This is a genomic window from Alicyclobacillus shizuokensis NBRC 103103 (assembly GCF_001552255.1).
Lineage (GTDB): Bacteria > Bacillota > Bacilli > Alicyclobacillales > Alicyclobacillaceae > Alicyclobacillus_G > Alicyclobacillus_G shizuokensis.
In genome coordinates this window covers 80915-101563 of the sequence record NZ_BCQV01000005.1, presented here as the reverse complement: position 1 = coordinate 101563, position 20649 = coordinate 80915, and the positions used below count along the sequence as shown (strand labels likewise).

Annotated in this window: 18 protein-coding genes; 14 read left to right on the top strand and 4 right to left on the bottom strand. The window is 64.7% G+C overall.

What is annotated here, in order from left to right; all coding sequences use genetic code 11:
• Positions 1–69 precede the first annotated feature (69 nt).
• From ASH01S_RS02965 to paaD, 7 genes are read left to right on the top strand one after another with little or no spacing between them, the layout of a single operon-like run.
• Entirely contained in the window at positions 70–3639 is a 3570-nt protein-coding gene (locus ASH01S_RS02965; protein WP_067923174.1) for a PD-(D/E)XK nuclease family protein, read from the top strand.
• Positions 3623–7561, top strand: a complete 3939-nt coding sequence (gene addA / locus ASH01S_RS02960; protein ID WP_067923171.1) for a helicase-exonuclease AddAB subunit AddA — start codon at positions 3623–3625, stop codon at positions 7559–7561. Before ASH01S_RS02965 ends, addA begins: the two co-directional genes overlap by 17 nt.
• 41 nt (positions 7562–7602) lie before the next feature.
• Positions 7603–8184 (top strand): TetR/AcrR family transcriptional regulator, encoded by a 582-nt coding sequence (locus ASH01S_RS02955; RefSeq protein ID WP_067923168.1) that lies wholly within the window; start codon positions 7603–7605, stop codon positions 8182–8184.
• Complete coding sequence (gene paaA / locus ASH01S_RS02950; protein ID WP_067923165.1) at positions 8184–9140, top strand: 1,2-phenylacetyl-CoA epoxidase subunit PaaA; 957 nt, start codon at positions 8184–8186, stop codon at positions 9138–9140. Before ASH01S_RS02955 ends, paaA begins: the two co-directional genes overlap by 1 nt.
• Before the next feature lie 47 nt (positions 9141–9187).
• Positions 9188–9529 carry a phenylacetic acid degradation protein gene (locus tag ASH01S_RS02945; protein ID WP_067923162.1) on the top strand — a complete coding sequence of 114 codons (342 nt, stop codon included), beginning with the start codon at positions 9188–9190 and terminating at the stop codon, positions 9527–9529.
• Between the two features lie 7 nt (positions 9530–9536).
• Entirely contained in the window at positions 9537–10337 is an 801-nt protein-coding gene (gene paaC, locus ASH01S_RS02940; RefSeq protein ID WP_067923255.1) for a 1,2-phenylacetyl-CoA epoxidase subunit PaaC, read from the top strand.
• Between the two features lie 49 nt (positions 10338–10386).
• A complete protein-coding gene (paaD, locus tag ASH01S_RS02935) occupies positions 10387–10902 on the top strand; it encodes a 1,2-phenylacetyl-CoA epoxidase subunit PaaD (RefSeq protein WP_245628908.1) in 516 nt (171 codons plus the stop codon).
• A 149-nt stretch (positions 10903–11051) separates the two neighbouring features.
• Here the strand turns inward: paaD and ASH01S_RS02930 are convergent, their stop codons facing one another.
• The 3 genes from ASH01S_RS02930 to ASH01S_RS02920 form a co-directional block, all read right to left on the bottom strand.
• On the bottom strand, positions 11052–12116 hold the full coding sequence (locus ASH01S_RS02930) for a mannose-1-phosphate guanylyltransferase (RefSeq protein WP_067923159.1): 1065 nt from the start codon (positions 12114–12116) through the stop codon (positions 11052–11054).
• Between the two features lie 49 nt (positions 12117–12165).
• Positions 12166–13059 (bottom strand): UTP--glucose-1-phosphate uridylyltransferase GalU, encoded by an 894-nt coding sequence (gene galU, locus ASH01S_RS02925; RefSeq protein ID WP_067923156.1) that lies wholly within the window; start codon positions 13057–13059, stop codon positions 12166–12168.
• A 118-nt stretch (positions 13060–13177) separates the two neighbouring features.
• Entirely contained in the window at positions 13178–13597 is a 420-nt protein-coding gene (locus ASH01S_RS02920) for a DUF309 domain-containing protein (protein ID WP_067923153.1), read from the bottom strand.
• A 75-nt stretch (positions 13598–13672) separates the two neighbouring features.
• Here ASH01S_RS02920 and ASH01S_RS02915 point away from each other — a divergent pair, with 75 nt between their 5' ends.
• The 7 genes from ASH01S_RS02915 to ASH01S_RS02885 all read left to right on the top strand — a co-directional run bounded on the left by ASH01S_RS02915 (position 13673) and on the right by ASH01S_RS02885 (position 19760).
• Positions 13673–14626 carry a nucleoside hydrolase gene (locus tag ASH01S_RS02915; protein WP_245628907.1) on the top strand — a complete coding sequence of 318 codons (954 nt, stop codon included), beginning with the start codon at positions 13673–13675 and terminating at the stop codon, positions 14624–14626.
• A gap of 135 nt (positions 14627–14761) precedes the next feature.
• Entirely contained in the window at positions 14762–15067 is a 306-nt protein-coding gene (locus tag ASH01S_RS02910; protein ID WP_067923150.1) for a hypothetical protein, read from the top strand.
• 122 nt (positions 15068–15189) lie between these two features.
• Positions 15190–15588 carry a GntR family transcriptional regulator gene (locus ASH01S_RS02905; protein ID WP_067923147.1) on the top strand — a complete coding sequence of 133 codons (399 nt, stop codon included), beginning with the start codon at positions 15190–15192 and terminating at the stop codon, positions 15586–15588.
• Complete coding sequence (locus tag ASH01S_RS02900; protein WP_067923144.1) at positions 15585–16538, top strand: ABC transporter ATP-binding protein; 954 nt, start codon at positions 15585–15587, stop codon at positions 16536–16538. Before ASH01S_RS02905 ends, ASH01S_RS02900 begins: the two co-directional genes overlap by 4 nt.
• On the top strand, positions 16504–17508 hold the full coding sequence (locus tag ASH01S_RS02895) for a hypothetical protein (RefSeq protein WP_067923141.1): 1005 nt from the start codon (positions 16504–16506) through the stop codon (positions 17506–17508). The genes ASH01S_RS02900 and ASH01S_RS02895 overlap by 35 nt, the downstream gene beginning before the upstream one ends.
• A 34-nt stretch (positions 17509–17542) precedes the next feature.
• Positions 17543–18499 carry an ABC transporter ATP-binding protein gene (locus tag ASH01S_RS02890; RefSeq protein WP_067923138.1) on the top strand — a complete coding sequence of 319 codons (957 nt, stop codon included), beginning with the start codon at positions 17543–17545 and terminating at the stop codon, positions 18497–18499.
• Complete coding sequence (locus ASH01S_RS02885; protein WP_067923135.1) at positions 18492–19760, top strand: DUF2705 family protein; 1269 nt, start codon at positions 18492–18494, stop codon at positions 19758–19760. Before ASH01S_RS02890 ends, ASH01S_RS02885 begins: the two co-directional genes overlap by 8 nt.
• A gap of 132 nt (positions 19761–19892) precedes the next feature.
• On the opposite strand, the gene ASH01S_RS02880 is transcribed toward ASH01S_RS02885, so the two are convergent.
• The gene (locus tag ASH01S_RS02880) at positions 19893–20417 is read right to left on the bottom strand and encodes a hypothetical protein (protein WP_157066956.1); all 525 of its coding nucleotides are present in this window, start codon (positions 20415–20417) and stop codon (positions 19893–19895) included.
• Positions 20418–20649: the final 232 nt, after the last annotated feature.

Below are 20649 nucleotides of genomic sequence, written 5' to 3'. Positions count from 1 at the left end.
TGTGGGCAGGACGAAAGCATAAAGTCCCATCGCAGAACGGGATGTGTGCCATGGAAAGGAGCTGGGCAAATGGCGAGTTTGGAGATTTGGGCGGGACCGGCTGGCAGCGGCAAGAGCTGGCGTGTGGCCGACGCCATCCGGAGTCGGATTGAGCAGGACCCGTTGGGACCACGCCTGTTTTGGTTAGTGCCGGAAGCCGGCTCCTATGCCGCCGAGCGCGCCTTGCTCGGCGCCGTGCCGGCGTCGCTGCGGGCCGAGGTGTTGAGTCTGCGGCGCCTGGCCAAACGGCTGCTCGAAGACGTGGATCCGGAAATGGTGCCGATCAACCGCACAGGCAAGCGGTTGTTGTTGGCTGCTGTCTATCAACAGTCGGTGCAGGAGCTGCAGGTGCTGCACCGGGTGGAGCCGTCGGTGCCGTTTCTGGATGCGATTCTCGACACGTTTCGAGAGCTGACCGAACACCTCGCCTCTCCTGGCGAGATTGCCGCCCGTCTGGAGGAGGCGGCAGGCCGTGCCGGCGTCCTGGATCATCCTACGCACCCTGCGCCGCCGACGGACGAGTTGGCCGCCAGCCGCTCGCTGTTCGGCAAACTGCGCGACCTTTGCTTATTGTACGTGCGCTACCGTCAGGAGCTGGACGTGCGGGGACTGGCGGACGACGATGAACTGTTGCTGCGGGCGGCCGCGGCATTGCCGCAGTGGACGCACCTTGCTGGCGCGGAAGTCTTCGTCGACGGGTTTACCGACCTGACGCCGGCGGAGCGGGAATTCGTCCTGGCGTTGGCGGAGCGCTCGCAGCGGGCCGTGCTCACGCTGCCGCTAGACGGGGAAAATCCGCAGCGGGCCATCTGTGCGTCCGCCGAACGGGTGCTGCAGGAGCTGTGCGAACGAGCGCGGGAGCTGGGGCTGCCGCTCTGCGTCCGCTCCATGCCGGTCCCCAGCCGCCGCTACCAGCGCCGTCCGGACCTGGCGATGGTGGAGCGCTACGCGCTGGCGGATGACCACCCGGAGACCAAGCTGGCGGCCACCCACATTGAGGTCGCCGCTGCGCAGAGTCGGCGCGTGGAGGCCGACGGTATCGCCGCCGAGATAGCGCGCCTGGTGCACCAGGAAGGATATCCATACGGCGACATTGCGGTGATTGTGCCCCGCCTGGACGAGTACGCGGCCCTGTTGGAAGAGCGCTTCACCGAGCACCAGATTCCCTCTGACAGCGACGTCTATCCGCCCTTGGCTAGCCATCCGCTACCCCGCTTCATCCAGGCCGTCCTGGCGGCCGTTGAGGAGTCCTGCTCCCTGGAGTCGATGCAGCGTTTGTTACGCACCTCCTTTTGCCCCTTGTCCATGGCGGAGGCGGATTGGCTGGAAGTGTACTTGTTGCGCCACGAGATCGAGGGCGTGCAGGTGTGGGCGCAGGCGGAGGCGTGGCGGTTTTCCCAGCAGTCGGAAGCCGGTTTTCGCCCGCCGGAGTCGTTGGCGAATGAGGACGCCCAGGCGGACGAGCTGCGGCGCCGCATCGGCGGCTTCTTGTTGCCGTTCCTGACGGCCCTGGCGCCGTCCCGTGTCAGCCCAGACACGGTGGCCCGCCAGCTCTGGGAGCTGTTGGAACGGGTGCACGCCCGCGCACAGATGGCCAGGTGGCTTGTCGCCGGCCGGGTGGCGGAGGAAAACCCGGTGGCGGCCGGGGTGCACGAGCAGGCGTGGCAAAAGGTTCTCAGCCTGCTCGATGATTTCACCGCCACCTTGCCGGGGTGGATGCTGCCGCGCAGCTTCCTGTTTCGCCTCATCCGCGCCTCGTTGGAGGGGGAGACACTGGCCACCATTCCCACCGGGCTCAACCGGGTGTTCATCAGCGATCACGCCCACGCTGCGGGATGGGAGCGCAAGGTGGTGTTTGTCGCCGGCGCGTACGACGGTGCGCTGCCGCTGCGCGTGCATGAGACGGGACTGCTGCGGCAGGAGGAGCGGGAGCAGTTTCAACAATGGTTTGGTCGACGGCTGGGCGGGACGCTGGCCGACCGGCGGGGAGAGGCGCGCACCGCGACGTATTTTGCTCTCACCCGCGCCTCTGAGCGTCTCTATCTCAGCTATCCGCAGAGCGACGCCGACGGCCGGGAGCTGCGGCCCGCCCGCCTGCTTGAGCGGTTGTTGTCTATGTTTCAGGAGGGAAGTGTGCGCGTGCGAGTGGAGCGCCCGCAAGGGGACGACGCGCCGGCCCGTCGGCCGGGAGCGGAGTACCTGACCGCAGACGCACATTCCCTCCCCCCCATTCCTCCGACGCCCGCGAGCGCGCTGGCGGACACCATCGGCCGGATACGCCGGGGCGCAGCGGACGCAATCGATTGCGCTGTGCTGCAATGGCACCTGCAGCGGCCCCGCTGGGCCGAGGACGTGGTCAAGGTGTTCGGGGGCCTGACGCAACGAGCCAGTGCCGCCCCGTTGTCTCCCGCCCTGGCGCGGGAACTGTACGGGCAGCCGCTGACCGTCAACGTCTACCAGTTGGAGACATTCGCCGCCTGCCCTTACCGGCACTTTGCCGAGTACGGACTGCGCTTGCGCGAGCAGGAGCTTCAGGACCCCACCCCCGCCCTGCGCGGTTCCCTCATCCATGACACCTTATATGCGCTGGTGCAAAGACTGCAGGGGGACATCGCGGCCTGGCGGCGGATGACCGATGAAGCGGCGCGGGCGGCAGCGCGCGAGACGTTCGCCGAAGTGCTGGGGCGCGCCCAGGCGCAACTGTGGCGGCGCAGGGCCATCAAGCGGCAGCAGGCGGCGGAGGCGCTGGCCGTCATCGAGGACGCCGCCGTCGTGTTGACGCGGCACATGCGCCACGGCCGCTTTCAGCCGGCGTTCATGGAACTGTCCTTTGGGGATCACGAGGATGACGTTTTGCCGTTGTTTGAGGTCAGCGGCAAGAACGGACTCTGCGTGCGGTTGCGCGGCCGGATCGACCGTGTGGACGTGGTCAGCGACGGGCAGGCGCAAGGGTTTCGGGTGGTGGATTACAAGTCGAGCGTGCACACCTTGGACCTGACGGAGGTCGCGCACGGGTTGCGCCTTCAGTTGCCCATCTACACGGCGGTGGTGGCCCGGCACAGCCAGGCGCTGTTTGGCCAGCCACTGACGGCGGCGGGGCTGCTCTACTTGCCCATCCGGCGCACGCTGCCTGCGGATATGGTGCCGGTGGCGGAAACGGAGGCGAATGAGCGGGCCTATCAAGAGATGCGCAGCCGCGGCTGGCTGCTCGCCCACGACGACCTGGTGCTGGCGATGGATGAGCGCCTGCGCCAGGGGGGCACCGAGCTGTTCCCGGTCCTGTACAACAAGGACGGAAGCTGGCGCAAGACAGCGCCGGTGCTGACCGAGGACGAATGGCGGGCGCTGATTGGCCGGGCGGTGGGCCATGCGGCAGAGTTGGGGGAGCGCATCGCGGCCGGCGAGATCTCCGTCTCCCCCTACGAGACGGGGCGCAAGAACGCCTGTGAGCACTGTCCGTACGCGGCACTGTGCCACCTGGACGTGCGCTGGGATACGCGGCCGCTGCGCCGGCTGGAGCCGTTTTCCCGCGAACGGCTACGGGAGTGGTCGGCATACGCGGATTGGGAAGGGGAAGCAAGCGATGGAGGTTCGCAATGAACGCTGGTCAGGCCCGCAGCTGCGGGCGATAGAAGGGCGCGGTCACAACCTGTTGGTCTCGGCGGGGGCCGGATCAGGCAAGACGTCGGTGTTGGTCGAGCGCGTGGTGCGCCGGGTGGCCGGGGAGAATCCGGTAGACATCGACCGGCTGCTGATAGTCACCTTCACCGAGGCAGCGGCGGCCGAAATGCGCAATCGCATCGCGACGCGGCTGGAGCAGCTGTTGGAGGAGGCGCGCAGTGGCCGGGAGCAGGGAGCGGTGCGGCGCCTGTCCCGGCAACTGTTGTTGCTCGACCAGGCGCAGGTCTCCACCTTGCACAGCTTTTGCTTGGAGATTGTCCGGCGCAACTTTCTCACGTTGGGCATGGAGCCGTCCTTTCGCATGCTGGACGAGGACGAGGCGGCGATTTTGCGCCGGGAGCAGTTTGAACAGCTGTTGGAGCAGCGTCTGCAGGGCGACGAGCAGGGCCGGTTCTCCGAGATGCTGGTCCGCTTTCGGGCGGCCGATCCGCTGCGCCTGATGGAGCTTGTGTTTCGCTTGGACGAGTTTGCGCGCAGCCAGCCGGATCCGTCCGGGTGGCTGGAGGGCGTGAGCCGGATGTACGCACAGGCCCGCAATCAATCGTTCTCGCAATTGCCCTGGTCGCCGGTGTTTCTCAAGTGGCTCGACGACGAGTTGGCGTACGCTGCGAGCCTCTGCACGCACGCCCTGAACCTGGCTGCAAAGGCGGACGAACTGGCGCGTTACGCGGACAACCTGGCGGCGGTGCGGGATGCAGTGGACCAGTGGCGCCGGGCCCTGGCCGAGCAAGGGCTGGATGCGTCTCTGCCGCATGCCGCCGCCCTGTCCGGTCTGCTGGCAGCGACCGTGCGCGGCAAGGACCACCCGCACAAAGAGGAGGTGCGGCGGCTGCGCGACACGGCCAAGAAGTCGCTGCTGAAGGTGATGGCCATCGCGGGCCGCGGTGAGGCGGCGCTGCGCCAAGACATCGTGGAGCTGGCGCCCAGCGTGGAGCGACTGCTGCAGTTTGTCAAGGACCTGCAGGTGCGCTGCGACGAAGCGAAGCGGCGTCGGCAGGCGCTGGATTTCAGCGATCTGGAGCACCTGGCGCTGCGGGTGTTAAGCGACCCGGAGAGTGGCGAGCGGGAGCGGCTGCGGCGGCGGTTTGTGGAGGTGTTCGTTGATGAGTATCAGGACACCAGTCCCATCCAGGATGCGCTGTTGACCGCTGTCAGCCGCCCGGAGGGCAACCTGTTTGCGGTCGGAGATGTCAAGCAGAGCATCTACCGGTTTCGCATGGCGGAGCCCCGGCTGTTCCTGCACCGCTACCACACCATGGGGCGCAGCGAGCCGGGCGAGGTCGTGGAGTTGACCGCCAACTACCGCAGCCGCGGCGAGGTGGTCGACGCGGTCAACTACCTGTTCATGCAGCTGTTCGTCCCCGATTTGGGCGGCATCGATTACAGCGAAAACACGTGGATGAAAGCCGGCGCCGAGTATCCTCCGCCGACGGGGCAGCCCGTCCTGGCCGGTCCGATAGAGGTGCATCTGATTGAGCGCGCGAACACGGACCGTCCCCGTGAGGACGAGCCGGAGGCGGAGACCGCAACCGGGCGTGATCCGGCACACGGGGAGGCGGATGCGGGCGGGGCCGAGGCGGACGCCCCTTCGCTTGAGGACCTGAGCGCGCTGGAGCGCGAAGGCGCCGTGATAGCCCGTCGCATTCAGGAGCTGATGGGATTGGTGGAGGGGCATGCCCGTCGCTCTGTCTGGGATGCGGCCGCCGGTCAATATCGTCCGCTCCGCTACCGGGACATCGTGATTTTGCTCCGATCCGCCCGCGGCCGCACCAATGTGCTCCTGGACGTGTTGGCTCGCCACGGGATTCCGGCCCATGGGGCGACGTCCACCGGGTTTTACGGGGCCCTGGAGGTGCGTTGGTTGACCAGCGCCCTGTTGGCGGTCGACAATCCGCGTCGCGAGGTGGCACTGGCGGCGCTGCTGCGTTCGCCGCTCGGCGGTTTTTCGGATCACGAGTTGGCTCAGATCCGTCTGTGTGCGCGGGGCAATTACTACGAGGCGCTGCGCCGGGCGGTGGCGGCGGCACGGCACCGTGGCGACGGAGAGGCTGCCCGCGTGCTGGCTCCTGACTTGGCGGCGCGCCTCACCGATTTCTGGAGCCTGTTTCAGTCCTGGCGCCAGTTGGCGCGCCAAGATTCAGCGGAGGCGGTGCTGCGGAGAATATTGGCCGATACTCGTCTGATGCCGTTTTTGTTAGCGATGCCGGGTGGGGAGACGCGCAAGGCGAACGTGGAGCAGCTCCTGGACCAGGCGCGCGCCTTTGACCACACCTCGAGTGACGGTCTGTTCGGCTTCGTGCGCAGGCTTGGCGACCTGCAAAGACACCAACTGGATGCTGGTGGAGCTCAGGCCATCGCGGCGGGCGAAGACGTGGTGCGGGTGATGACCATCCACCAGAGCAAGGGGCTCGAGTTTCCGGTCGTGTTTGTGGCCGATTTGGGCAAGTCGTTCTACCAAGACTCGCAGGAGAAATCATATCCGCTGCACCCGGATTTAGGATTGGGACCGCAGTTCGTCGACGCCGGTGGGCGTCGGCGCTGGCTGACCATGGCTTCGGTGGCTCTGGCGGAGGTCAACCGACGCGAGTTTCTCGCCGAGGAGGCGCGGGTGCTGTATGTCGCCCTGACACGGGCGCGCGAGCGGTTGATCCTGGTGGCCTCGGCGACCGACCTGCGGCGCCGCATCCGGTGGGCGCGGCAAGGCGTACCCGAGGCCGGGCGGACGCTGCCGGGCTTCTGGCTGCTGCGGGCGGCGGGGTATCTCGACTGGATACTGCCGGCGCTTCTCCGCCATCGCGACGGGGCGACGCTCCGGCAATCGACAACCGAGGCCGACGAGGGGGACCTGCGGCCACTGGCGGGTGTCTATGACCACCCGGCCCACTTTCAGGTGCGGCTGTGGAACGCGGCGCCGGACGCATCAGACCGTGTGCCGGCGGACGCTTGGCAGGTCGACAACGGGGAGGCAGCGCCGCCCTGGCCGGACTTGGCCGCATTCTCCGACTGGATCTACACGCACACGACGCCGTCGGCGCAAGCGGCGGTGGCGGCGGCGCTCGCGGGGGCGAACGCCAGGCGGGGGCTCACAGAAGTACCCGGGAAGGTTTCGGCGACCGACTTGCGTCGTTTGTGGGTGGCGCAGACCCGTGGCCACGGGAAGGCGCCCGGGCTGTCCCAGAGCGCGGCGGAAGGCCTGCTGGAGACGCCGCGCTTTACCGGGGCGCCGGCCTCTGGGCGGGCCAGTGGCAGCGCCTACCACGCGGTGATGCAGCACCTGGACCTGCGCATCCCCGCCACCCCCGAAGCGGTGGCCGCCGCGGTCGACGAGCTGTGGGCCAGCGGGCGCATCACAGCGGAGGAGCGGGCCGCCGTGAAGGTCGAGGACATTGTGGCCTTCCTGCAGTCCGAACTGGGGCAGCGGGCTCGGCGGGCGCTGCGCCTGTGGCGGGAACAGCCGTTTTTCGCCCGCCTCGAGGTGGCCGATGCACCGACCGGCGGAACGCCGGGAGAAACGCCGTTTGTCGTCGTCCAAGGGGTCATCGACCTGATGTTTGAGGATGTGGACGGATTGGTGCTGGTCGACTACAAGACGGACAAGGTGGATCGGCAGGCGGTGGAGCGGCAAGCGGCCGAGTACGCGGCCCAGGTGGCTGCCTACCTGCGCGTGGTGCGAAGCGCGGCCGGAGGCCGACCGGTCAGCGCTTGGCTGTACTTTGTCCAGGCGCGGGCCGCCGTGCCGATGGCGGATGTGGACCTGTCGGCCGTGTTCCAAGCGCCGGCAGGGGAGGACGGCAGCGTCCTGTCCGCGTTTGACAAGTCTACGGATGTCCGTATAGAATGACACTGAACAAGCGCTTGTTTGTTGGGACGAGAGGTGGTCCGATGGCGGGACGAGGCCGCCGCCAACAGATTCTCGAGGCGGCGAGTGTACTGTTCAGCACCAAAGGGTATCACGGCACGACCATCCGGGATATCGCGGATGAGAGCGGTCTGCTGTCGGGCAGCCTGTACGCGCACATCCGAACGAAAGAGGATTTACTATTCGAGATCACGGATGCGGTGGCGGACGCGTTCCTGGAACGGCTGGCGCCGATTGTAGAAAGCCAAGCCGCGCCCGAGGAGAAATTCCGATCCGCCCTGGCTGCGCACGTGGCGGTGGTCAGCGACAACCTGCCGGCGGGCGCGGTCTTCTGCCACGAATGGCGAGCGCTCGGCGACGAGCGGCGGCAGGTGATTCAGGCCAAGCGGGACGCTTACGAACGCCTGTGGGACCAGATCATCCGGGAGGGTGTGGCAAGAGGCGACTTCGCCCCGGAACTGGCGCGTTTTTCGCGCATCGTCACGCTGTCGGTGGCGAACTGGTTATACCAGTGGTACCATCCGGACGGAGATCTGAACCCAGACCAGGTGTCTGAAGCGTTGGCTGACGTCATCCTGAACGGATTGTCGAGGAGGGAAGGCTGATGACCGAGGCGGTCAAGCCAGAGGACGAGGCGAAACTCGAAGAATTCATGGCCCGTATCGAACGCGGCGAGAAGATTGAGGCCACCGACTGGATGCCGGACGAGTATCGGCGGATCTTGCTGAAGTTTATTCAGATGCACGGCGTCAGCGAGATCATGGGGGCGTATCCCGAAAAGGAGTGGGTGCCCAAGGCGCCGACTCTGCGCCGCAAACTGGGGCTGATGTCGAAGGTGCAGGATGAGGTCGGCCACGGCCAGCTGTTGCTGCGGGTGGCCGAGGAGCTGGGAGCGCCGCTCGGGGTGACGCGCGAGTCCCTGATCACGGACATCTTCCACGGGCGCACCAAGTTTCACAACGTGTTCCACATGGAATCCCCGACCTGGGCGGATGCCGGCGTGATCGGCTGGCTGGTGGACGGGGCCGCCATCATCGCCCAGACCGCCCTGCTCGACACCTCCTACGCGCCGTATGGACGGGTGCTCAAACGCATCTGCGCCGAGGAAAGCTTCCACATGCAGCACGGCGAGTCCATCATCCTGGCGCTGGCCGAGGGTACGAAAGAGCAGCGGCAAATGCTTCAGGACGCGGTCAACCGTTGGTGGGAATCGCTGTACTTCTTCTTCGGACCGCCGACTATCTCGCGTTCGGCTGAACTGATGATGAAGTACCGCATCCGTGAGAAGACCAACGAGCAGCTGCGCCAGAAGTTCCTGTCGCGTTATGTGCCCCGCGTGCGTTCGTTGGGCTTGACCCTGCCCGACGAGAATCTGCGTTACGACGAGGCGACCCAGACTTGGTCCTACACAGAACCGGACTGGGAGCGCTGGGGGCGCATGGTCAGGGACAATTCCGGTCCCAAGTCAAAGGAGCGCATCGCGCTGCGCCGGCAGGCGCATGAAGGCCAGCGCTGGGTGCGCGAAGCCATGGTGGAGTCGCCGCAAAGGGCGGCCGTTTGATAAGGCGTTGGATGAGGCGGCGGGAAGCGAGCCGGGAGGTGAACCGGATGCGTTTGCAAGAGGCTGAGGGCCTGTACCATCCGTATGAAGTGTTTGTTCAGTACGAGCACCTGCAGCACCACCAGCACGTCGGGAGCGTCTTGGCGCCATCCCCGGAGGTTGCTTTGCTGATGGCTAGGGAAAACCTCCTGCGGCGTGAGCGGGCTGTGAACGTGTGGGTTGTGAGAAAGGACCAGATTCACGCCACGGCCTATGGGGACAGCGACTTCTTCGCTCAGGAGTTTGACCGCTCGTATCGCCGCGTCGATGGGTATTCGGCAGATAACGCGCGCAAGTGGAAACAGTTCAAGCAGCGGGCGCTGGAACTGGAAGACATGTTGGGGGACTGATGTGGGGATGGCACCTGTTGTGAGCAAGCCGGCCGAGGTTGCTCTGCACCCAGGTTATCGGGAAGTGGTGGTGCAATTTCTGACCGAGCTGGCGGACGACGAGTTGACGTTAGGCCACCGCGACTCCGAGTGGCTGGGATTGGCGCCGGACATCGAAGGGGATATCGCGTTCAGTTCAATAGCTCAGGATGAGGTCGGCCATGCGGCCTTCTGCTTTGACCGGATTGCTGAACTGACCGGGCAGGAGGCGGATGTGTTGGCCTTTGCGCGGTCGGCGGCGGAGCGCCGCAACGCTCGCCTGCTGGAGCGTGAGAACGGCGATTGGGCCGAGACGATTGTACGTCACTACCTCTACGACACGTTCGATCGACTGCGCCTGCAGGCGCTGGTCGAGAGCAGTTATCGGCCGCTCGCCGAAGGCGCTGTGAAGATGCTCCGTGAGGAGTACTACCATCGCTTGCACATGCAAACCGTGTTGGCACGGCTGGGGCGCGGCGGTGAAGCGCGGGAGCGGGTGGAACGGGCGCTGTACGCGCTGGCGGACGAGGTGGGCAGCCTGTTCGCCGGAAGCCTGCAGGACGCCCGCTTGACGGACCTGAGGATTCTCAGAGCCTCCGGGAATGACATCGCTTCCGCTTGGTGTGAACAGGTGGCTGCAGAGCTGGAAGACTGGGGCCTGCCGGTGCCCGCCGGTCTGCGCACCGTGCGGCCGGCGGCGGATGGTCGGACAGTCCACGGGGCGGCATTGCAGCAGCTGTTGTCGGAGATGGCGGAGGTGTACCACACCGACCCACAGGCCACTTGGTAGTGTGCCGGCGCGGTCCATCTCGCCAGAGCGCAAGGGGGAGGGACATGGATTGAGCAGAACGGAGACGGAACCCAACCTCGGGCCGGACGGACAGGACCTTCGCAGCCGTGTGGAGCAAGCTTTGTTGGATGTTCAGGATCCGGAGATCCCTGCACTCAGCATCGTCGACCTGGGGATGGTCAACAGCATGCGCTGTGAGAACGGGCGCGTGACGGTGAGTTTGACGCCCACCTTCCTCGGTTGTCCCGCGCTGGCCATCATCCAGCATCAAGTTGAGAGGCGTTTGCGCCAGGTGGAGGGGATACACTCGGTGGAGGTGGAGTTTGTCTTCACTCCACCCTGGACGACGGAGCGCATATCCCCCGTGGGGCGTGAGAAATTGCGGGAGTTTGGCATCGCTCCGCCGCCGTGCGTGCTGGCCTCGGCTCAACTCGCAAAGCCAGCGTGCCCCTATTGCGGATCCGAGGAAACTCGGTTGGAGAACCTATTTGGTCCGACCGCTTGCCGCTCTCTCTACTACTGCGAACACTGCCGGCAGCCGTTTGAGGCCATGAAGCCGGTGTGAGGAGTTTTCTGTGAGAATCTCACGAAACGAGACGCCGCACGTACAGGCGGGCTTTGTACAGGCCGCGTGTACGTGCGGCGTATTTTGGCTATAGAGGGCGATGGGCCCCGGAAAAGGAGTGGAGCGAGATGGGTCTCGCCAGAAGCACGTCAGGAGGGTGATCCGTTGGTCAACTCGGGCAGCCACTGCTTCATATTGCTGCTGGCAGCCTTGTTGGTGACCAATACCTGTTGTTCGTGGCAGACCACCAGCAGGTCGGACACATCGTACAGGAACACCTCGTGCTTGGGCGCAAACACGATGGAGTTGTTGGCTTTGAGGGATTTGACGCGGCCGAACAGATAATTGCCGTTTTCGTCCCGATTGAGCACGCGTTCAAGCGCCGTCCAGGAGCCCAGGTCGTTCCAGGCGAAGAACGCCGGCACCACGGCCAGGGAGGCGTGTTCGCGTTCGAGCAGGCCGTAATCGATAGACAACTTGGGCAAGGACAAAAATGCCTCGCTGCGAGCCTGCCGGTCGCCAAGTTCGAACAGGGCCGCGTGCTGCGGCAAGTGGCGGCGAATGGCGGCAATGCCGGTATCGCTGGGAATCGCGAAGATGCCGCAGTTCCACAAGTAGCGGCCGGATCGGACCATGCGCAGGGCGGTCTCGCGGTCTGGCTTTTCGTGGAAGCGTACGACCGGGCAGACCGGGCGATCGTCGCGCTCGTATTCAATGTACCCGTATCCGGTCTCTGGGTAGTTTGGGACAATGCCAAAGAGGGTGATACGGCGTTCGCTCTCCGCAGTATGCAGCGCTATGGACAGCGCGTCGTCCCACTCCGGGCTGTCGACGATGTGATGGTCGGCTGGCGAGAACAAGATGACGTCGTAGTCGCGACCGAGTTCGGCTAGGCACAAGGCGATGGCGGCAGCTGTGTCGCGCCGCGCCGGTTCCACAAGGATGTGGCTGCCCGTGACCGCCGGCAATTGCTCCAATACGGTATCGACAAACGCGTCCTGTGTGACGATGAAGATGTCGTCGGCTGGGAATCGTTTACGCAGGCGCTGATAGGTCTCCTGCAGCATCGAACGATTGCTGACCAAGGGGAGAAACTGCTTGGGAAGTTCTGCCTTGGAATAAGGAAACAGGCGTTCGCCCGCGCCTCCGGCCAGAATGACCGCGGCTTGCGCGTGCGTACGGGTTCCTCTGGAAACCATCAGAGTCCGCTCCATTCGCTCTCGACCTCCTCTTTCACTTTGCCAGCGCCTTGGCGACGGCCGCTCACAGCGCGCTGCGACGAGCGCCGCTGTCGTGTTCGGCAATTTGCTTGCGCACCGACTCGGCGAGGGTTGGATTGTCCATGGCAAAGGAAATGTTCGCGCGCAGCCATCCCTCGAGGTTGCCGATATCGTGGCGCATGCCTTCAAACTTGTACGCGTACACCTTACCGTCCTGGGCCAGGCGCTGAATCGCGTCCGTCAACTGCAGCTCGCCCCCGTGTCCGAGCGGGGTTTGCTCCAACACCTCAAAAATGGTGCTGGGCAGAATGTACCGTCCGAGCACGGCCAGATTGGACGGCGCGTCGGCCTCCGTCGGCTTCTCTATCACGTTGTGGATGCGGATGCGGCTTCCGCTGGACGTGCTGCCCTTGCCGGGGTCAACGATGCCGTACTTGGACACGTGGTGCTCCGGCACCGGCTGGACACCGACTACGGCCGTCTGGGTGTCGTCGTACACGTTCATCAACTGCTCTGTGACCGGGGTGCTGGACTGAATGATATCATCTCCGAGAAGGACCGCAAACGGCTCGTCACCGACGAACGATTTCGCGCACAAGACAGCGTGCCCCAGCCCAAGCGGCGTCTTCTGGCGGACGTAATGGATGTCAACCAGGTCCGATATCGCCTTGACCTCGGTCAGCATGGTCGACTTGCGGCTTTGTTCCAGATGCAGTTCCAGCTCAGGCGAGCGGTCGAAGTGGTCTTCAATCGCCTTTTTCGTCCGGCCGGTAATGATTAGAATTTCTTCGATGCCGGCGTACACCGCCTCCTCAACGATGTACTGAATGCAGGGCTTGTTGAGAATGGGCAGCATTTCTTTCGGTACGGCTTTGGTCGCTGGAAGCATCCTTGTGCCGAAACCGGCGGCCGGTATGACGGCCTTGCGGACCTTCATCGAAGTCACCTCTTTGGACACTCAATCGACACTGCGTGGGATGACATGCGCGGGCATGGATCTCATCATATCCTGCCAAACTAACTTTCATTATACTATCACATTCCCGGGTGCGGGTTCACTCTCCTGCCTGCTTGCGCCGATTCACGTACGCCTCGAGTTCTGGGTCCAGAATACGCAGGCGGACAGGCGGGAGGTGGAGCGTCTGCACCTGTGACGGGGGCAGGGTCTTCGTGCGCCACTTCTCCGGTACCTGCGCGAAGGTGCGACACACATCGCGCGCGAGCCGCTCAATGTCCAACCCGCAGGCCGTCGGCCCCGCCGCTTCCAGTCGTGGCCTCCCGCGCGACCACATACGGATCGCCCCGCGCACGTTGCCCGACTCCAGATGGTACAAGCAGACAGCCGCTTGAATCAATCCCTTCAACACCTCCGGGCGGCCGCTGTCCAACCAGAGGGATTCCAGGTGTTCGTGGCAGGCGAAGTAGTCCCTGCGTTCGTTGAAGTCGTACACAAAATCGCCGAGTCGCTGGTCCATGGGGCCCCCTCAACGCGATTGGAGATTGGCGCGGTTTTCGCTATGATCCATCATAGCATGGGACGGAGGGATTATATGATGACGAACTTAACCAAACACAAGGTCATCCTCGATGTGGATACGGGAGTGGACGACGCGCTGGCGATTCTGTACGCCCTTGCCGATCCAGACATAGAGCTGTTGGGCATAACGACGTGTTTTGGCAATGTCGATGTCGACACGGCGACCGACAACACCCTTGCCGTCCTTCACTTGGCCGGCGCCAGGGTGCCGGTTTACCGCGGATCGGCCGCCCCGCTGCTGCGCGAATGGGAGGGGCCTGTGCCCTGGATACACGGGGACAACGGCATCGGCGGCGCGCCCCGGCCTGCCCACGGACGGAGCGCCGAGGCGATGGACGCGATGTCGTTCATCCGCGAGGCCATTCGCCGATACCCTCGAGAGGTCACCTTGGTGCCTGTGGCACGGATGACCAATCTGGCCAAAGCGTTCACCTTTGATCCAGAGCTGCCGCGCCTGGTCCGGCGCGTCGTGATGATGGGCGGCGCCGCCGCTTGCCCGGGCAACGTCACGCCGGTGGCGGAGGCGAACATCTGGGGGGACCCGGAGGCGGCGCAACTGGTGTTCGCGTCCGGGGTTCCCATCACAATGGTCGGGCTGGATGTCACCATGCAGGCGCGCCTGACCCACGCCCATCTGGACACCTTGACCGATTCCACGCCCTATGCGCCTTTGTTGCGTGAGGCGGTCGGGTTTTACATGAACGCGTACCAGCGTGCACAGCAGTCGGAGCAGGCCTGGTGCGCCTTGCACGATCCGCTCGCGGTCGCGATGGTGTCCGACCCGACATTGTGCCGCACTGAGCGTCGGCATGTGGCGGTGGAGACGGAAGGCCGCTTGACCGCTGGCATGACGGTCGTGGACTGGCGTCCCGCCGCGCCCGCCGCGGCGAACGCGGATGTCTGCGTCGACCTGGACGTGGCCCGGTTCTTGGCCAGGTTCTGCGAACGTCTGGGCATGCGAGCGTAGCTGACCCGGGTCAGCCCAGGTACTGGCGGAAGAATCGGACCAGCCGCTACGCCCGTGTTTCCCTTCCTGCATGGGCAGGTTCAGGTCACTCTTAAGGTTGGGGTTTCAGGTCGTCCACAGGGGGGAGGTGAGCATATGGGAGAGTGGACCTGGCTGCATACACTCTTTCCCCTGGCCGACATCGAGTTGATGCAGCCGCCCATCGACGCCCGGACTGCCAATGTGCTGGTGCGCACGGTACGGCATTTGCCACGGCCGCCCATGGGCGCGGGGGATGCGGAAAACTGGTACGAGGTGCGGGTCGCGCCCCACAGTGTGGCCCCGTTTCGCGGCGGGCCGTGGCTGCACCGGTTTCGTCAACAGGATCTGGAACAACCAGGCGAGGAACTGGCCGCCTTCCGAGCGGCACTAGCGCAAGCGATTCGCGATTGCCAAAGGTAGCAAAATGCTACGGGAGCCGTTGACGCCTGAGAGAGAGCTCCCGTATACTGAAGGTGTACCATATGTACCGGTACACACGGACAATCCAGTGCGACAACCTTGTATGATAGGGGTTCATTCCCATGTGGTTGCGTGTGGACGCGCGCTCATCTGTGCCCATGTACCAACAGATTGTGGACGAAGTCAAGGCTCGGGTGGCGCAAGGGCTGCTGAAGCCGGGGGACCGGCTGCCGTCGGTGCGTGAACTGGCTGGGATGCTGACCATCAACCACAACACCATCGCCAAGGCGTACCAGGAGTTGGAACGGCAGCGCGTCATTGAGGTGGTACGCGGACGCGGCACCTTCATCAGCGAGACCGGTCAAGCCTCGGATGTCCAGGCGCGCAAGCAGACCATGGTCGACACCATGCGCAAACTGGTCGTCGAAGCGCATCATCTGGGTATGAACGAGACCGATCTTTTGCGGCTGTTCCAACGTGTGTTGGCACAGTGGCGCGAGCAGCGGGAGGGGGAGAAGTGAAGGGGACCGAAACTTTGCCGACGCTGGCCATCCAAGCGGTCGGCGTCAGCAAACGATTGGCTGGGCGCCTGGTGGTGAGTGGGGTCGACTTGAGGGTGCCGCAAGGCAGCGTATTCGGCTTGGTCGGTGCCAACGGCGCCGGCAAGACCACGCTGCTGCGGCTGTTGATGGGGTGGTACCGGCCGGACGCCGGCCAGTTGACGGTGGCGGGCCAGCCCATGCTCGGCGAGACGGCGGACGTGCGCCAGCGGATGGTGTACGTGGGCGAGGATGGGAACGCGTTTTCTCGCTTCACCGTCGCCGAGATGTTTGCTTACGCCAGCCGACTGTACGAAAGATGGGATGGAGAGCGGTGCCGGCGTTTGGCGCGCGCTTTGGAGCTGCCGGCGCACCAGAGACTGACCCGCCTGTCGGCCGGGATGCGGATGCAGGTGAAGCTCGCCGTGGCCTTGTCCGCGCGTCCATCGATTCTCCTCCTGGACGAACCGACCAACGGGCTCGATCCGGTCCTGCACCATCAGTTCCTGCAGCTGCTGGCGCAGGAAGCGGCGGACGGGGCGACGCTGGTCATGGCGACGCACAACCTGACCGACGTCGAGCGCATGGTGGACCATATCGCCTTCATGTTCCAAGGCCGCATCGTGTATGCCGGTGGACTGGACGACTTGCGGCAGCGCGTTCGCCAAGTGCGGGCGGTGTTGAGCGCCCCGTTGCCCATTCCCCTGCCTCCGGATTTGGCCGCCTGCGTTTGGGATCTGGAGCAATCGGGACGCTGGTGCACGCTCACGGTGGAAGGGCCGACGGAACCGGTGACCGCCTACCTGCGCGACCAGGGGGCGGAGGCGCTGGAAGTGGTCCGCCTCGATTTGGACGAGTTGTTTCAGCATGTCATGCAACGGGAGGGGTATGCGCGGGATGGACTCGTACTTACCCAGAGCACTCATCTATAGAGAGTGGAAGGAGCAGCGCTCCTGGCTGATCGGCGGCACAGTGCTCATCCTAGGCGAACTGTGGCTGCGCCTGCTCGTCGTGGCCCTGCAGTTGGCGTCGGACAGCGGTTTGCCGCCACGGGTAGCCTGGGCCGGGCTTTGGTCCTACGTCTCCAGCAGCGTAGAGCAACTGTCAAGCGAGGGAACGACGGGGGCGGTCGCTGTGCTGACGATGATGGCGGTGGCCACCCGTCAAGTGGCGCGGGAGCGGGCGCAGGGCGACCTGTTGGGAATCCTCATGGGGCCGGTCAAGCGCGCAGACCTCCTGCGCGTCAAGTTTGTCGTCGGCTGCGGCTGGATTTTGTGCACGCTCAGCCTTTTGGTCTTCCTGCTCACCATCCTGAATCTCACGGCGCCAAAGCCAGTCTCTGCAGGCCAAATGGCCGCCTTTGCCTGCGACAAGTTTTCGCTGTGGATGGCTTTTTACGGCCTGGCTTTCATGGTCTCCTGCGTCGTGTCCGGTGCTGTCCCGGCCTTCTTGCTCACCGCCCTGTTGGCGGACGTGCCCGTCTGGCTGCCGGGATTGGTGGCGCTCGTCATCCCACCTGAGATGAAGTCTGCCACCTGGCCCGACGTGATGGCGCCGCTGTCCCCTTGGACCTGGCTGTCGGCGGCGGTGCCCATCCCGTGGTTGATTGTGCTGTGGCTCTTGTTTCTCGCTTGGTTGGGATATTTCGTCGGTCAGCGTGCATTCGCCCGCATGCTTGCCGAAGACTTTGACGCCCTGCTGGGATTGCCCGCTCTGTGGCGGTTGGTGATTCCCAGCGTGAGCGTCCTTCTGGGATTGGTGGTGGCCACAGCCACCAGCGCGCGTACCGGCCGATGGGGGCTCGTTCCCGTTGTGTTTGTGGTGTGCGTGGCGCTGTTGTGGGCGGGCCTTGACGTCGCGCAGCGGACCTTGCAGCGCGGTACCTGGCAGCATCGCCGATAGTGCCCTGCCATCAGAGGAGAGGAGGAAGAATCGTTTGTCCGTTCTTACGCTTGAGGGTGTGTCGAAACGAATCGGGAAGCGCTGGATTGTCGAAGACCTGAACATGACCGTCGAAGACGGTGAAGTCTATGGCTTCCTCGGTCCCAACGGAGCCGGCAAGACGACCACCATCCGCATGATTGTCGGCCTCGCCCGGCCAACCCGCGGCCAGATCCGGCTGCTCGGCCAGGACGTCTGGCGGGATCGGCGGCAGGCCATGTCGGCGTTGGGCACGATAGTCGAAAACCCGGAGGTCTACAGCTACCTGACCGGGCGCCAGAACCTTTTGCACTACGCCCGCTTGGCGGGGTTGGGGGACGCGCCCAAGCGCATTGACGAAGTGGCGGAGATGGTGCGCCTCAAAGACCGCCTGGACGAAAAAGTGAGGCGCTACTCGTTGGGCATGCGGCAACGGCTGGGGGTGGCCCAGGCGCTGTTGGCGCGTCCGCGGCTGCTGGTGTTGGACGAACCGACCAACGGGCTGGATCCGGCCGGCATGCGCGAGTTCCGCGAGTTGATGCGGGCACTGGCGAAGCAGGGGACGAGTGTGTTTGTCTCCAGCCACCTGCTCAGCGAAATCCAAATGATGTGCGACCGTGTCGCCATCCTCAAGGGCGGCCGGGTGGTCGGGGAGCACACGGTGGCCGACTTGACTCAGGCGGCGACCGGCCGGGTGCGGCTGCAGGTGGGGGATGTGGTCGCAGCGACTGGCGTATTGGCGGCGGCCGGCTGGTCCGACGTAAAGACGGAGGGGCAGACGCTCATCGTCGAGGCCGAGCAGTCGGACGTGCCTCGCTTGGTCCGGGCGTTGGTGGCCGGCGGCGTGGACCTGTATGCGGTGGAACCGCAGCGGGAGTCGCTGGAGCAGGCGTTCTTGGAACTGACGGAGGCGCAAGGCGTAGAGAGCATGGCCGACAATCGGTCGGTTCGAGGGGGCGAGCAGGGTGCGTGAACTGGTGCGGGTGTGCCTGAACGAGTGGATGAAGTTGGTCCGGCGGCGGCGCCTGTGGGTTGCCAGCCTGCTCGGGGTGGCTATGGTCGGGCTGTTTGCCTACGCCACCTATCACAACTATCAGATGCAGCAAAAGTACAACTCGTTAGCCGCCTGGCGGCAGCAGTTGGTGGTGGACAAGCAGCGGCTGGCCGATTTGCGGCGCCAGCAGCAACACCCGGCGAAAAGCCACGCAGAGCCCGGTGCCCCAGACGTGGCCCAGCAGATGCAAGAGGTGCAGGACTCCATCCGCCAACTGCAGAAGCAGATTGCCGAAGCCACAAAGAGCGACGCCCAGTGGCGCCAGGAGCAGGCGAAATCGGTGCGTGCGGAGCAGAAGAGCCTGGCGCAACTTCAGGCGCAGACCGCGCCGGCCAGCGGCCTGCCCGCGGCCCAACACCAGTCCGACACCGCGCAGACGCGCCTCGCCCTGTTGAGCGATACATACCGGCTGACGCACAACGTGCGGCCGCTGCCGAGTGGGTCGCAGGACCCGTACACCATGGTGATGGAGTTCACGCAGTTTTCCGCCAGCGTGTTTCTTCCGCTGCTGGCCGTCATTCTCACCGCCGATTTCGTCTCCGGCGAGTCGACCAGCGGCACCATCAAACTCCTGTTGGTCCGGCCTGTCCCGCGTTGGAAGGTGCTGTTGGGCAAGTGGTTGGTTGCGTGCCTTGCCACAGCCTTGTTGACGGCGGGGCTGTTGGCGGTGGTCTGGTTGATAGGCTGTCTGCAGTACGGGATGCACGGCGCGCGGCAGCCACAGGTGGTCGGCTTGACCTACCAGTTTAAACACTTCATCGCCAGCGACGGCAGTTCCACGGATGTCGTCATTCCCCTCTTGACGCATGCGCACGTGCTGCCGATGTGGGTGTATCTGTTGGCCTCGGCCGGGCTGGAGGTCGTCGCCATGATGGTCGTGGCGACCATCGCCTTTCTCTGCAGCACGCTGTTCAAGTCGGCCATGGCCAGCACAGCGGCTGCGCTGGGGGCGGTGGTGATAGGCTTTGTCGTGACCCAATTTCTTCAGGGATCGCGTGTGGTGCCCGTGTTGTTTCCGACCCACATGAACCTGGCAGCCAATTGGACCGGCCAAACCGCGCAGAACCTGGGGTTGACCGTCTCCCTCGGTACCGGATTGTGCACATTGGCGGTTTGGGGAGTATTGTCGTTGGTGGGCGCGTTTGTGTACTTCATGCGTAAAGACGTGTTAAACGCGTGACGGCGCGCGGCCGTCGGACCGCCGGGCGGTAGGGGGTGGACGGCTCATCGCCCACACCCTGACCGCCGCCATGGTGAATGCCAGACGGCATGGTCTTGAGCGCTTTCTTTCACGCACTAGATGTTCAGATGTTCAATGGAAGTAGCCCATGCGGCGGTAGGTGAAGTCGTCGTATTTGTGGAATCCCAGTTCCCGCCACAGCTTTTCCTCTCCTTCAGCCGGCTCGCACGCTACCCAGCCGTGCCAGCCCAGTTCGATGCTGCGGTCAATGGCGGCCGTCAGCAGCGCCTGGCGGACGCGCGGAGCCAGCGGCGGATGGGGGCGCGCGGCGACGGCCAAGTGGCTGACGAAGAAGCAGCGCCATCCGCCGTGGCTGTATCCCGACAGGACGCCGCAGGTCCGTCCGTTCACTCGCGCCACAGCGACCTCTGGGTGTGGCGCCAAGCCGCACTCAGCTTCCCACACTTCCCAGCGGACCAGAGCGAGCGTGTCGAGCGCCGTCGTGTCGGCCTCGTCCTGCCACTCTCGGGCCAGGCGGCGCAGGCGTGACTTCATGTTCGGAAACGGCACCCAATCGATTGCCAGGTCCAGGCCTTGTGCCCACACTTCGCTTGCCAACGAGGAGGAGCGTGATTCGTCGGGGATTTGTGCTTCCATGTCCATTCGTCACTCCGGTGAGGCTGCAGGAGCCGTATTTGTTCCCAGTGTGGCCAGGACGGCCGCCCCATAGACATGGGGGATGGCAGGGTGATGGGTGGACGCAATCCTTCGGCATCCCGGCCCCTCCGTATTCATCATTGTACCGGAGCCGACCGGGATGACAAGGCTGCAACCTGCTCCAAAGGACTCGTGACTTTGCCGGACTGAATGTGCTAATCTTAAGTGACAC